General features: G+C 39.6%; 13 protein-coding genes. 4 read left to right on the forward strand and 9 right to left on the reverse strand.

Annotation, left to right across the window (positions count from 1 at the left end; genetic code table 11):
• Positions 1 to 430 precede the first annotated feature (430 nt).
• Positions 431 to 1,690 (forward strand): response regulator, encoded by a 1,260-nt coding sequence (locus IQ276_RS13620; RefSeq protein WP_190883702.1) that lies wholly within the window; start codon positions 431 to 433, stop codon positions 1,688 to 1,690.
• Between the two features lie 328 nt (positions 1,691 to 2,018).
• A complete protein-coding gene (gene glmU, locus IQ276_RS13625; RefSeq protein WP_193914622.1) occupies positions 2,019 to 3,380 on the forward strand; it encodes a bifunctional UDP-N-acetylglucosamine diphosphorylase/glucosamine-1-phosphate N-acetyltransferase GlmU in 1,362 nt (453 codons plus the stop codon).
• A 122-nt stretch (positions 3,381 to 3,502) separates the two neighbouring features.
• Here glmU and IQ276_RS13630 read toward each other — a convergent pair whose 3' ends face one another.
• The 6 genes from IQ276_RS13630 to IQ276_RS13655 form a co-directional block, all read right to left on the reverse strand.
• A complete protein-coding gene (locus tag IQ276_RS13630; RefSeq protein ID WP_193914620.1) occupies positions 3,503 to 3,808 on the reverse strand; it encodes an urease subunit beta in 306 nt (101 codons plus the stop codon).
• Between the two features lie 21 nt (positions 3,809 to 3,829).
• Entirely contained in the window at positions 3,830 to 4,132 is a 303-nt protein-coding gene (ureA, locus tag IQ276_RS13635) for an urease subunit gamma (protein ID WP_073640433.1), read from the reverse strand.
• Positions 4,133 to 4,153: 21 nt separating this feature from the next.
• On the reverse strand, positions 4,154 to 4,993 hold the full coding sequence (locus tag IQ276_RS13640; protein WP_193914618.1) for an urease accessory protein UreD: 840 nt from the start codon (positions 4,991 to 4,993) through the stop codon (positions 4,154 to 4,156).
• Complete coding sequence (locus tag IQ276_RS13645) at positions 4,994 to 5,776, reverse strand: class I SAM-dependent methyltransferase (protein ID WP_193914616.1); 783 nt, start codon at positions 5,774 to 5,776, stop codon at positions 4,994 to 4,996.
• An 84-nt stretch (positions 5,777 to 5,860) separates the two neighbouring features.
• Complete coding sequence (locus IQ276_RS13650; RefSeq protein ID WP_193914615.1) at positions 5,861 to 7,141, reverse strand: photosystem II assembly protein; 1,281 nt, start codon at positions 7,139 to 7,141, stop codon at positions 5,861 to 5,863.
• Positions 7,134 to 8,054: an SPL family radical SAM protein gene (locus IQ276_RS13655; RefSeq protein ID WP_193914613.1), complete on the reverse strand. Its 921-nt coding sequence runs from the start codon at positions 8,052 to 8,054 to the stop codon at positions 7,134 to 7,136. The genes IQ276_RS13650 and IQ276_RS13655 overlap by 8 nt, the downstream gene beginning before the upstream one ends.
• A 386-nt stretch (positions 8,055 to 8,440) precedes the next feature.
• Here IQ276_RS13655 and IQ276_RS13660 point away from each other — a divergent pair, with 386 nt between their 5' ends.
• Together IQ276_RS13660 and IQ276_RS13665 are read left to right on the forward strand one after the other, a co-directional pair.
• The gene (locus IQ276_RS13660; RefSeq protein ID WP_193914611.1) at positions 8,441 to 8,671 is read left to right on the forward strand and encodes a type II toxin-antitoxin system HicB family antitoxin; all 231 of its coding nucleotides are present in this window, start codon (positions 8,441 to 8,443) and stop codon (positions 8,669 to 8,671) included.
• A gap of 14 nt (positions 8,672 to 8,685) precedes the next feature.
• Positions 8,686 to 8,871, forward strand: a complete 186-nt coding sequence (locus IQ276_RS13665; RefSeq protein ID WP_309245636.1) for a type II toxin-antitoxin system HicA family toxin — start codon at positions 8,686 to 8,688, stop codon at positions 8,869 to 8,871.
• Positions 8,872 to 9,174: 303 nt separating this feature from the next.
• Here the strand turns inward: IQ276_RS13665 and IQ276_RS13670 are convergent, their stop codons facing one another.
• The 3 genes from IQ276_RS13670 to groL form a co-directional block, all read right to left on the reverse strand.
• Positions 9,175 to 11,844 (reverse strand): ParA family protein, encoded by a 2,670-nt coding sequence (locus IQ276_RS13670; protein WP_193914609.1) that lies wholly within the window; start codon positions 11,842 to 11,844, stop codon positions 9,175 to 9,177.
• Positions 11,845 to 11,856: 12 nt separating this feature from the next.
• Entirely contained in the window at positions 11,857 to 12,297 is a 441-nt protein-coding gene (locus IQ276_RS13675; protein ID WP_193914607.1) for a hypothetical protein, read from the reverse strand.
• Positions 12,298 to 12,398: 101 nt separating this feature from the next.
• Complete coding sequence (gene groL / locus IQ276_RS13680) at positions 12,399 to 14,033, reverse strand: chaperonin GroEL (protein WP_190883694.1); 1,635 nt, start codon at positions 14,031 to 14,033, stop codon at positions 12,399 to 12,401.
• Positions 14,034 to 14,053: the final 20 nt, after the last annotated feature.

A 14,053-nucleotide genomic window follows, 5' to 3' on the forward strand; every position in this document is an offset into this window, starting at 1 on the left:
CCAAATAATTTAAACTATAAAATAAGTAGCCAATATTACATGTTTGTTAACAGTATTTAACTACTGCTATAACTGAGTAAGTAAAAACGTATATACCTAATGATTACCATTAATACTGCCAACTACAAACTGGAGATTTTGATACAAAGCTTGGAGTTACAGGCTTTTATGCCGCTATTACGTAAAAAAATCTCCGTAAAAAGCCTGATTTAACATTTGTAGTAATTTATGATACTGGAATGAGAAGCAAAAAATTTGACAACAAGAGACTCTTTATTCGTAACATAAAAAATACATACGGTGAAAAACCCAGATTGGCAGCTTGACATCATAATAATCCCTATGGAAACCGTAAATCAAATACAGTCGAATACTAAATTTGTTTTGAAATCTGACACTGTTAACTTGTGGAAATAATTGGAGCGCCTTTGTGATTCAATGGGAATCCAACCATAGAGGCTTTACAGAAGAAATTGTTGATGGGTCAAACCCCCTAAGCGCAGTGAAAAGTATCGGTTCAAATCATGCCATAGGCTCGCAAAATCTAGAGGGTTATTCTTTAGGCTTATCTCAAGAAGACTTGATGCTTGAAGATAACCAAGCAGTGTCTTCTTGGATGAAAAGTGATGTTAATTCTAATCAAGACTCATTGGTCTCTAAAACACTACAAGCCAAAGGTTCTAAAGTGAATGGGTTTGATTTAGATCCACCAAAGGTTTTAGTCGTTGACGACCATGCAGCCAGTCGTATGACTGCTGTTGCCCTTTTGGGGATGGAAGGATACGAAGTGATTGAGGCAGATAGTGGTTCGATTGTTGTGGGATTAGTAACCCAAAAACAGCCAGATTTGATTTTGCTGGATGTGATGATGCCGGGAATGGATGGATTTGAAGTCTGTCAATTGCTTAAACAAGATGAGCAAACCAGACTAATACCAGTAATTTTTATTACAGCATTAAATGATCGGCGATCGCGCATTCGAGGAATTGAAGTCGGCGGAGATGATTTTCTCACCAAACCTTTTGACCGTGTAGAACTGGCGGCGCGTGTCAAGTCATTGGTGCGGCAAAAGCGTCTCAACGAAGACTTAGATCATGCCGAACAAGTGCTGTTTTCCATTGCCATGTCCATTGAAAGCCGCGATCCCAATACAGGTGGTCATTGTGAACGACTAGTAAAACTGGGACAAGCTTTTGGTGAATACCTCAATCTCTCACGCTATCAAATTCGAGATTTGATGTGGGGGGGTTATCTCCACGATATCGGCAAGGTGGGTATTCCTGATGCGGTGCTGCTGAAAAAAGGCCAACTCACCCCCGAAGATTGGCAGATTATGCGGCAGCACGTTTTGATTGGAGAAAAAATTTGCCAGCCACTACGCAGTATGCGCGGTGTAATTCCCATTATTCGGCATCACCACGAACGCTGGGATGGTTCAGGCTACCCCGATCGACTTAAAGGGGATGATATCCCATATCTGGCGCAAATATTTCAGTTAATTGATATTTACGATGCTCTAACTAGCGAACGACCTTACAAAGAAGCCCTGACCACGGAAGAAGCACTTTCAGTGATGCTAAAAGAAGCTGATTCTGGTTGGCGCAATCCTAAACTAGTGGAGCAGTTTACTGAGTTTATTTGCTTTTATCAGAAAAAACAGAAAGAGTGGGAAGTAGAGAATAGGGAATAATGATTTGTAGCTAGTATATAAGTGAACTTCTTGTGACTACTGAATTCTGAGTTCTTACTCTTTTGCTCATTTCAGTCTTCTATGATTAGCTGGTATATTTGAGCCTACATCTTGAGAGGATGTTTGTAAAGTCTACTGTTGTATCAAGATCCCCCCGATCAAGCCTTTCCAATGGGAGAATAACCTTCTCAAAGTCCTCCTTTTTAAGGAGAGGGGGTAAATGCGTAGAGGCATCTAAAGTTTTGGATACTTCAGGCACTACTTTTAAAACATCCTCTGAAGTAGCAACAGCATTAATCTCAATTTTACTGATAGCTGATAGCTAATTATGGTAGTTGTAGCAATTCTAGCAGCCGGACGCGGCACACGAATGAAATCAAGCTTACCCAAGGTTTTACACTCTTTGGGTGGGCGATCGCTAGTAGAGAGAGTTCTCAAAAGTGTAGAACCTCTTTCACCCTCACGGCGAATCGTAATTGTAGGGTATCAGTCCGAGGAAGTGAAAGCTGCTATGCATTCAATCCCCAACTTGGAGTTTGTCGAACAGACTGTGCAATTAGGAACAGGTCATGCCATCCAGCAATTACTTCCCTACTTAGAAGATTACACTGGGGATTTGCTGGTACTCAACGGCGATTTACCGTTGATACGTAGTGAAACCCTTCAGCAGATGTTACAAACTCACGCCCAAAATCAGAACGCCGCCACAATTCTCACCTCACACCTACCAGACGCCACAGGTTACGGGCGCGTTTTTTGTAACGATGAAAATATTGTCCAGCAAATGGTTGAACACAAGGATTGTACTCCTGCCCAAAGAGAAAATCACCGAATTAACGCCGGCGTTTATTGCTTTCGCTGGGAAAATTTGGCTAAGGTACTCCCTCACCTACAGGCAAACAATGCCCAAAAAGAATATTATCTAACTGATGCCGTGACTCAAGTTGGACAAGTGATGGCAGTGGATGTAAAAGATGATCAAGAAATTCTTGGCATCAACGATCGCCTGCAACTGGCAACAGCTTACGAAATTTTGCAAAAGCGAGTCAAGGAAAAATGGATGCTAGCAGGTGTCACCCTTGTTGACCCTGTAAGTATAACTATCGATGAAACAGTGGAGTTACAGCCAGATGTAATTATTGAACCCCAAACTCATCTGCGCGGAAATACGGTGATTCAAACAGGAAGTCACATTGGCCCAGGGAGTTTAATTGAAAATAGCCAGTTGGCTGAAAATGTCACAGTGCAGTACTCAGTGGTTACAGATAGCACTGTACAAGCAGGTAGTCGAATTGGCCCCTATGCCCATTTGCGGGGTCACGTACAAGTGGGTGCTGGTTGTCGTGTGGGGAACTTTGTGGAATTAAAAAATACGCAGTTAGGCGATCGCACAAATGCAGCACATTTGTCGTATTTAGGCGATAGTGTTATCGGTAATCAGGTGAATATTGGTGCAGGTACAATTACTGCCAATTATGATGGCGTGAAGAAACACCATACTAAAATAGGCGATCGCACTAAAACAGGTTCCAATAGTGTTTTAGTTGCTCCAGTTACCTTGGGTAATGATGTCTACGTAGCTGCTGGTTCCACGATCACAGAAGATGTTCCTGATGATGCTTTGGCCATCGCTCGTAGTCGTCAGGTGGTTAAACTAGGTTGGCGTAGAAAGAATCAACTTGGAGGGTAAAAGATGAAAGGTGAAGCATGAAGATACTTCACGCTTCATCTTTGTTGGCGCTAGCTAGCATTATAAATAGCGATCGCATTGTGCCAGTTGCGTAAGTCCTGATCATAAGGACGCTGAGGGTTTTAGAGATTTCCATTAATTTTACCGTTGAAGCCGTAGACTTGGCGACTACCAACTAAAGGAACTAACGTCACTTCTTTTTCATCGCCTGGTTCAAAGCGAACTGCGGTGCCTGCCGGGATATCGAGGCGCATTCCTCGTGCTTGTTCTCTGTCAAAATTTAAAGCGTTGTTAACTTCATAAAAGTGAAAATGAGAACCGATTTGTATGGGGCGATCGCCTGTATTTGATACTAATAATTTGATAGGATGACGACCAACATTTAGTTCTATTTCACCTTCTGGTGTAATAATTTCTCCAGGAATCATAATAGATTTAAAATTAAAAAACTAACGAATTGGATTATGTACAGTTACTAACTTTGTGCCATCAGGGAAAGTTGCTTCTACTTGCACTTCATGTACCATTTCTGGTATTCCTTCCATCACATCATCCCGTGTTAACAATGTTGTGCCATAACTCATTAATTCAGCTACAGTTTGCCCATCTCTTGCACCTTCTAAAATAGCAGCAGAAATATAGGCAACTGCTTCAGGATAATTCAGTTTCAAACCTCTTTCTTTACGTCTTTCTGCTAATAAAGCAGCTGTAAAAATCAATAGCTTATCTTTTTCCTGTGGCGTCAATTGCATTCTGATCTCCTCCTCTGTAGTTCAAACCTGCCACACTCTTGGTACACACTTACCACGATTCAAAAAAGAAACTCGCAGCAGCTGCCAAACATCAATAAACCAGTTTCTCACCTCAGATGTAGAATCACCGCGATATCGACACAATAATCCATGTTGTAATCGGCTAACACCTATTTCAGTGACACCATTTCCTAAAATTCGGATTTTTTCCACCATTTCTGGTGAAACTGCACCACCAAGCCAAACTAGACTACCTATGATTGGTTTTCCAGCCAAGCCGTAGGGACTGTGGAAAACTTCCTCGCTAGCTGGTAACCATTGCCGATCAATCCACAAAGGAACACCTTGTTGCCAGATTTCAGTATGCGATCGCCATTCTCCCTTATCGAATTTCTCTCCTCTAGCACTGCGACCAAAGCGAGTAATTTCCCAGCCTAAAAAACTAGCCCCGGTTGCTAATTCTACCCGTAAATCTTGCTGATAAATCGCACCGTTAAATAAAATCGTTTCTTGGGGTAACCATTCTAAACAAGCACCAGTATCAACTTGTATCTGCGTGTTTTGTCTAGCTTGTAAGCCATTACTGCGATATATCTTACTAGCAGCCGCTGTAGTTATTAAGGCGTGTGTATGGGGTTGGAGGTGGATATGAGAGGACAAGCGATCGCCCCCCACAACTCCCCCAGCCGTGTGTAAAATTACGCTATGACAAACCTTTTGCCCTTCTGGATAAAATGGTCGTTGCACCTTCAAAGGCGCTTGCTGGTGATTGTAAATTAATTCCGTTGTGTTTTGGCGATCGGCGTAAACTAAATTCAGTTTGCCATGCCAACCTTCTGTAGTTTGTGAGTTACAAGTCATTTAATTAATTGCTTCGCCAAGGTGTACGCTAGTGCGATAAACCAGGTACACAAAACCACTTTCATCATGAAAATTCTGATATAATTCTTGAAAACTATCAATAAGTTTGTTGTCTGCTAAACCTTCATTAGGTAGATAAGAAACGCTTTTAGCTCGTCCAATAAGTCCAGTTAAATCTAACTGTTGTCTATAAGTAAAAATGTATTCGCGGATGTTGATAAAATGAGGAGTTGCTAACAGTGGCTCTACTGACTGCATCCTTGATTCTGCTGGGTGATTGTTAGATGCTTCGCGGACTATTCGGCTATATTCTGCCGTTAAAGCATCTTCTTGATCGCGGTTATTCCACACCACTGCTAAACGTCCTGATGGTTTTAAAATTCGATGAAATTCTGATAATGCTGGTTCTGGATTGAACCAATGGAAAGCTTGAAAACAAGTAACTAAATCAACAGATTTATCAGAAATGTTGGTAAATTCTGCTGTTCCATCACGAAACTCTACTAAAGGGTGTGGTTCTGCGGCTTCTCTCATGCTCGCATTTGGTTCAATGGCGATGACATTAACTCCACACTCTGCTAATAGTCTGGAACTAATTCCTGTACCTGCACCAATATCTGCTGCTACAATTTGTAAATTTTTATCTAATCCTTCCAAGATAATATCAATTGCCGCTGGGGGGTAGCTTGGTCGGTATTTGACATAATCTTCCGCTCTATCAGAAAATCGGTTGAGCGGGTTTAGGGTATGTAGAGGGGTTGTTTCAGAATTACTTTGATTCATGGATTTTTAGGCAAAAGAAAAAAAGATTAATTTTAGGCGCATTACATTTTTTACGTACCTTGCTGCCTTACCTGCAATTTATCATTATTTTTTCGCCAAGATTACATAATCGTCTAATGTATAGCATGACTGATACTTCTGATCGAAATATTGCTGTAGTATCAGATTCATATGTAATTGCTTTGGTAATCTTTCTTGGGCAAAATTACCAAAATCCTTACCACCTAAAGGTGTTCTTAAACCTGTAGAGGTTAAATATTTGTACCAAACTAACTCTAAGCCAAGCTCCTTAATTAATTTGTTCACCACCTGATTTTCTTGATTTTGGTCTTCTATTTGATAGGCATTGTAGGCTTTGAATAACTTTTTGTCCTGAACGATTAGCAAAACATAGCCTTGATTTTTTAAACTAGTGTTAAATATTTGTCTGTAGATATTATTTGCTTGATTTCTTTTAGCTGTATCTGTAAAAAAACAGTGAGAAATTACTATAAAATCGAAAAAGTTTTTGGGTAATTTGTTATATTGATCCTTCCAAGTCAAGAAGTCAGTAGTCACAAAGCGAAAGTAAGCATTTACAGGATTTATCAGCGATTCTATATATCGTCTCCAAAACTGAAGTCCTCGGAACTGAAAGGCATCTTGCTTTTCTAAAGAGTAGTAGGATATGTGCATCTGGGAAATAGGAAAAAAGTCACCACTACTTTGGAGAAGCAAAGCTAGACCATAAGCAACTGTTCCTGGACCTGCTGCAATATCAAGAATATTAATCTTAGTGGGTAATAAACCATCCTGGTAAATGAGAAACCAGGCTAAATATACACAATATACATTTTCTAAAAAATATTTCATCAAGTAGACATGAGGTGTCAAACTAAAACGGTAATCTGGGTCTTGTCCAATTTTTAAGTTATTAATATCATCAAAAGCATCTTCTAGCTTTCTAGCTAGCTGTTGATCCGGAATCTTACTCAATTCTTCTTGGAGATATTCAACTAGCCTGGATTCAAAATCATCAAATATACGTTGAACAATTCCAGTAGCTTGGAGTTTATATTTATCGTGTTGAACTAAATGAAAATTTTTGGAAATGAATTTAATAAATTCTTCGTCTGGAGTTAAGAAATTATTAGTTACTTTCGGTGAATCTGTGATTTTTTTGCTTAAATTGGCAATTTCTCGTTTATCTTCTTTAGAATAACTTTCCAGTTGTAATTTGTCTCTAAATAATCTTTCCAGCCATGAGAATCTTGCACCTGATTTTTGAATTTCTTGCAAGAGTTGTACTGCACGTTGAGTATTTCCATTCCTTAGGGCTGATTTAAACTGCTGACTTCGCCACCAATTGGCGATCAAATTATTCATAACCAAATCCTTCTTTACCTTCTTTAATTTCTATGTTAGGAAGCTGAGAAACTAACTTTTCCTTAAATTTTATGTAGCTTAATTGCTGGCGATCGTACCACCAAGCATATTTTTGCTTAATTTCCTCAGCCTCTTGGCGGGTTGAGGCTACAAGTGAACGGTGATGACTGGGGTGAAAATCTTGAATTACAACTCTATCGGCAATAGCTAGTTTGTCAATGAAACTAGCTTCATCAGTTGGGAAAGTAGGCAGTAAAGGCGTAATAGTTATAGAAATTTTGGGAATAAAACCTTTGAAGTAATCAATACTTTGTTTAATTTTTATCAGGGCATTTAATCGAGATTTAATACTAGGCGATCGCGGTTCAAAATCCTTTCTCACTGATTCGCTACCAGTGGGAATGCTCATATTAATTCGCAAGCGCTGAAATCTTTGTAAATAATCAATATCTCTGACAAGAATTGGGCTGCGAGTTTGAATCACTAATGTCGGACGATAATCAAGCATTACTTCTAGCAACCTACGAGTCAGTTGATGTTTTGACTCCAGCGGTTGATAAGGATCTGTAACGCTACTCATGTAAATTATAGGAGGCTGGTGAGGATTTTTCTTGTACCAACTATCTAACTCTTTAGCTAAAATTTCAGCTGCATTTTCCTTAACAATTACCCATTTACCCCAGTCAAGGCGCATTTTAGTATTAGGGCTAAACGCCGCAGCATAGCAATAACTACAGCCGTATTGACAACCGCGATAAGGATTCAGGGTAAAATCATAAGCAGCGATAAAACCAGTAGCTTTCGTTAGCAGTGTTTTGGCATTTTGGAAATAAACATTGGCATCTCCAAACTTTTCTCTGACTAATTTGGTAGGAGTGCATTCGCAATAACCTTCATATTTTGGTTGTGCCATGTGAATCCTGATATTTATTGAGAGTGAATTAACGCACCCTACTTATTATGATTCCCATTTTTATTTTTAAATTACTTCGCCAAGGTGTACGCTAGTGCGATAAACCAGGTACATAAAACCACTTTCATCACTGAAGCGCTGATATAATTATTTAAACCTCTCAATAATTTGTTGGTCAATATTTTACATAATCCTCTGCTCTATCAGAAAATCGGTTGAGTGGATTTAAGGTATCTAAGGCGATTGTTTCAGGATTAATTTGGCTCATGGGTTTTGATGTCAAAGTTGAAGTGCGTAGGCGTAGCCCGTCGTAGACATCGCTATAATTCAGAAAAGCGATATCATAACAATTAAACAGTTCTAAACAGTAACATTTATATACAATAATGGAAAGATTGCTAAACATCCACATTGAGAAATTACCTGAAGGCGTTTATTTAGCAACATCTGATGAGCTTCAAGGTTTAGTAGCTCAAGGACGGACTGTTGCTGAAACTTTAGAAATTGCCCGTGATGTAGCACGTAAGTTATTAGAAGCACAATCTGAAGATCAACAACTACATTATTTGCAACCAATAGCTGAACAATTTAACTATCCTTTAGTTATAGGTCAGTAGTCAACAGAGAGATTATCAAAATATTAAAAACCTTTGGTTTTGTTTTTCATCGTCAAGCCGCAGGGAGTCATGAAATCTGGTTTAATGCTGAAACTAATCGTTATACTACTATTCCCAATCATTCTGGTGATATGCCAGAGGGAACATTACACGCTATTTTAAAGCAAGCTGGTATTGAACCTGAAGATTTTCTTAATTGAAGAAGAATTCAGAAGTCAGAATTCAGAATCAAGACGCTCTCTACGAGACGCTAAAAGCGAACGGGGACTCGCTAACGTAACTCTTGGAGACGCTTTGCGAACGCTATCAGTTGGGGATTCAGACACGCGACTGATTGTACTCCTTAGGAGAACCCGTTGGCGCAGCCTCTCGCAGAGAAGGGTAGACCACTAAATTTTCAATTTAGTGGGGGTCTAAAAAGAGGTTATTCATCCGCCAGTCGTACATAATTCATTCTGAATTCTGACTCCTGACTCCTGAATTCTGTTCGATAAAAAATATTTTTATACTGCACCTTGACGTATCATCTCAAAACCATATACATAGATATCGGCAAATTTATAGCGTTGGTCTTTTTCGCGCCATTCAATAATGCCAATTTCACTTAAAAAAGAAGCAAATTCTTCAAAATCTGCTATATCATGTGCAGACTCTTGCCATATACTATCTAATTCATCTTGAGTTAAAAAAGCTGATTTATACTTGAGAGATTCAAAAAAATTAGCCAAATCAGGATATTCCTCTCGGATTTCATCACAGCGTTTTTCTGATGCTTTCTTCAACCCGAATTCTAAAGATTTACTTCGCAGTAAACGGTCAGTAGGTGGTTGGATTGATGATTTCCCTTTATAGCTTAATTCTTGCTCTTTTGCTCCTTCTAATAATATACTTAAACTCCGAGGAAAAGTAGTGCCACTTGAGTCTGTTAATCGTTCATAAACCCATCGAGATACATATTTAGCTTTGTCTCCTGTTCTGCGACGACTTCCCCAAAGTAATTCTAAAGCTTTATCAATCACTTCTTCACTAGCTTGATCAATACTTTCAACAGCAATAGGAGAAAATTTATCAACCAAGTTCTTGAAATCTTGAGATTGTATTACTTGGCGCAGTGCTAATCGTAAAAAATCTACCCTAGTCCACTGTAAAAGAATATCGCGTCCATTGAAATGACTTTTGTTGTCGAAAATTAAGCGATTCCATATATCTTCTCTTAAGAAAACTTTAAATCTAATTGCTGTTAATCTGTTGGCATCACAAGACTGAATCAATTGAAATAAGCCGGTGATTGCTTGCTGTCTTACTTCTCCTGCTTGACGAAAATCTTCATCTAAATCATCGTAAAGAAACCACAGTTTTTGAGATTTATTTTGGGCTTCTTGATTAATTATATTTATGACATCTTTGACGATAAGTCGCAAATGAGAATCAGTAGATAATTGTAGCAAAGCTTGGGTAGATTCATACTGCCATCCTTCTTTAGGTAACTTATTAATAATTTCTTTCAATCCGCTAAATTTATGATTTCTAGGGAATTTAAATAATTTTTCTTGATGACATCTCAGCAGTAAATAAGCTCTCCAAAAAGATTCCCATGTTCCATCCTTTTGCTGCAAATCTCGATGGATGACTTGGAATTCATCACGAGAGGGACGGCTTTCCTTAAATCTACCATGTGCTGACAAAAATACAGTATTATCCAATCGGCCATGAGCAAGTTTTTGGCCAACGCTTTTGTGTTTTAGAAAAAGCGAATACAGAGCAGTTTTACCTGTTCCTTTTCGTCCTCTTATCAAACAGGTAGTATCATCTAAGAATTTTTCAAAATCAGTTGTACGCTGAAATATTAGACCCAAATGTTCTGTATCAGCAGCATTTACTTCAGGAAATTGCAGGCTTTCAATAATAGTCCAGCGTTTTTCTGAGTTAGCTAAGACATTTTGGCGTTGGAGTTCATCAGTTTCTTCATCAATCAAATTGGCAATTTTATTATAGTAATCTAGTAAAGCGGGGACAGGATAGTTGTCAGCCAAAGCAATTACCTGTATGTAAGGAACTACTAAAGGTTCTTCTATTTTTGATTGATAATTATCTATATCTTCCTCATTATGGGATTTTTCATTGTTTACTATTTCTATCCTTTTAAACAAAGATTTACAAATTTGTGTTACTTTAGCTAAGCCTATTTTAGTAACATCAGGTACAGGAGAAAAAACAAAATTCATTGATAAATTTTTCAGGCTTTTAAGCGATTGTAAAAGTAGTTCTATACCCTGTTTATTTTGTTCATTAGGGAAAAGGAAAATAATTGCTTCGTCAGCAGCTTCGATTAATGATAAAGCTCCCCATTGATTAATTCCAGTTCTGGAATCAATTAAGAGAATATCTGGTTTTAATTGTTCGTAAATTTCACGCTTAAAAACAGACCAAAGACTTTGATCTCCATCAATAACAGTAGTAGCATGGAGATCATCAACCTTAGAAACATAATCAAGATTAAGAAAACCAGCAGGAACAACAAATAATCTCCCTGTAGCGTTAGGTATTCTCACTTCACCAAATATTTCTGCAATTGAAATATTTGGCTCTATTCCTTCTGGTAAGTAGGAACGCTCATAAAAATAGTCAACAATTCCATATTTTGGTTGTGGTTTGAGGTCGAATGCTGTACTCAAACCCGGTGCTTCTAAATCTAAATCAACAGCTACAACTTTACGTCCCCGCATTGCTAAAATCCAAGCAACATGAGTTAATGCTGTAGTACGTCCTACTCCTCCTTTAAAGGAATAAAATGTCACTGTCCTGGGTAAACTAGGTTCGCGCTGGGGTGTAGTTAATTGATTTTGCGGATTAGCTGCTTGAATTGCTAAATCTTGCCACGTTTGTACTGAAGCTGTATTAAAAGCCTGCGGTGCTGAAAGATTTAGTGAATCTGCTTCTTGAAGCGTATATAAGGAAATAAACCCAGCAGATAAATGAGGAACTTGTGATTTAAATAAGTTAGAAATTTGTTCTTTGCGTTGAGGAATAGATAAATTAATAAAGCGATCGCTGACAATAGTCAAATTCAATAAACCTGATGTAGAAATATTTAAATCAACCCATTCTTTTGAATTATGCACATACTGGTTTGTAATTTCCTGTTTTAGCAAAACCTGCCAACTTTCCTGCATTTGACCACCTCTTTAAAGTTGAGTAGCTTGCTTTTGTAACCACCCCTTGAGATTCTGATAAGCTTTTAGCCAGCGTTTGTAACTTTCATCATCAGGCTCAAGGCCACAATAACGCATATCTATAAAATTTTGGCTATTTGGATTTTCCACTTCATTAAGCCATTTTCGCACTTCAGGAAAATTATCAATTCTAGATTTAAGTCGATTGTGCCGCTTTAATGCTTCTATGTAACTATGTCCCGGATTAGTAATAGTATGCCCAGGATTAGTAGAATCTGTCTTCCATTCCTGAGTTGCACCCTTTGGTAAGGTAGCAAAAATCATTGCTTTTAATAAACACTCAATGGTTACACCTCCAAAGTGCATAGCGGCTACTCTTCTTTCCGATTCCTTTCTACATAATATTTCAGTATCAAGGTGACGCTGCATAAAAGCAGCTTGGTAATCTTCCATTTCGTTATTTTCTCGTTTTAAACACCTGAATCTTGACACAAAAAAAATAGCCGCCTCCGCAAAGGAAGCAGCTATTTTTACAAAAAGGGGACTATCAAGTATTAATAATCGAAGTCGCCACCAGCACCAGCACCAGCAGCAGGAGCGCCGTCTTTAGGTTCAGGCTTGTCAACTATAATACATTCGGTTGTCAACACCATACCAGCGATCGAAGCAGCGTTTTGCAGAGCAGAACGAGTCACTTTCGCAGGGTCAACAATACCAGCAGCTAACAAATCGACGAATTCGTTTGTTGCAGCGTTGTAGCCAACGTTGAATTCTTTCTCTTTCACACGTTCAGCGATCACAGCACCATTTTGACCGGCGTTTTCAGCAATCCGCTTCAGAGGCGCAGGTAAAGCACGAACGACAATCAACGCACCAATCAACTCTTCACCTGTGAGGTTGCTGTTCGCCCAGGTTTCTAATTCCGGAGCTAGGTGAGCTAGGGTTGTACCACCGCCAGGAACAATACCTTCTTCCACAGCAGCTTTAGTAGCGTTGATGGCGTCTTCTAGGCGCAGCTTCTTGTCTTTCATTTCGGTTTCGGTGGCTGCACCCACTTTCACCACGGCGACACCGCCAGAAAGTTTAGCAAGACGCTCTTGCAGTTTTTCTTTGTCGTAGGAAGATTCAGTTTCTTCGATTTGACGACGAATTTGTTCGACACGAGCCTTAACAGCAACTTCGTTACCTTCGGCAACAATTGTGGTGCTGTCCTTAGTAATGGTGATGCGGCGAGCTTTACCCAGGCTATCCAGCTTGGTGTTATCTAGCTTCAAACCAGCATCTTCGGTGACTAATTGACCGCCAGTCAAAACGGCGATATCTTCTAGCAAAGCTTTGCGGCGATCGCCAAAACCAGGAGCCTTGACAGCAGCAACGTTGAGTACACCGCGCAAACGGTTGACTACTAAGGTTGCTAAAGCTTCTTTTTCGATATCTTCGGCGATAATCACCAAAGGACGACCAGCACGAGCTACTTGCTCTAACACTGGTACGAGGTCTTGCACTAAAGCAATTTTCTTATCAGTTAGCAGGAGGAAAGGCTCATCGAAAACCGCTTCCATCCGCTCAGCGTCGGTGGCAAAATAAGGAGAGATGTAGCCTTTGTCAAAGCGCATCCCTTCAGTGATTTCCAACTCGGTGACCATAGATTTCCCTTCTTCTAGGGAAATTACGCCTTCCTTGCCCACCTTATCCATAGCTTGGGCAATCATCTGACCAACTTCTTCGTCATTACCAGCCGAGATTGCACCAACTTGGGCAATAGCTTTGGAATCTTCCACCGGACGGGCATGTTCAGCAATTTTCTCTACGAGGAAGCTGGTAGCTTTGTCAATACCACGCTTCAACAAAATCGCGTTAGCACCAGCTGCAACGTTCCGCAAGCCTTCTTTGACGATCGCATGAGCTAAAACGGTGGCAGTGGTGGTGCCATCGCCCGCAGCATCGTTGGTCTTAGAAGCAGCTTGACGAATCAGAGCTACACCAGTGTTTTCAATGTGGTCTTCTAATTCGATTTCTTTAGCGATGGTTACACCGTCATTAACGATTTGCGGTGCGCCAAATTTCTTTTCTAGGACTACGTTACGACCTTTGGGACCAAGGGTAACAGCTACAGCCTCAGCCAGGATGTCAATGCCTCGCTCCAGGGCGCGACGGGCGTTTTCGTTGTAGATAATGCGCTTTGCCATAGGTGTCTAAATTCAAGGAG

The sequence above is a fragment of the Desmonostoc muscorum LEGE 12446 genome (assembly GCF_015207005.2).
Classification (GTDB): domain Bacteria; phylum Cyanobacteriota; class Cyanobacteriia; order Cyanobacteriales; family Nostocaceae; genus Nostoc; species Nostoc muscorum.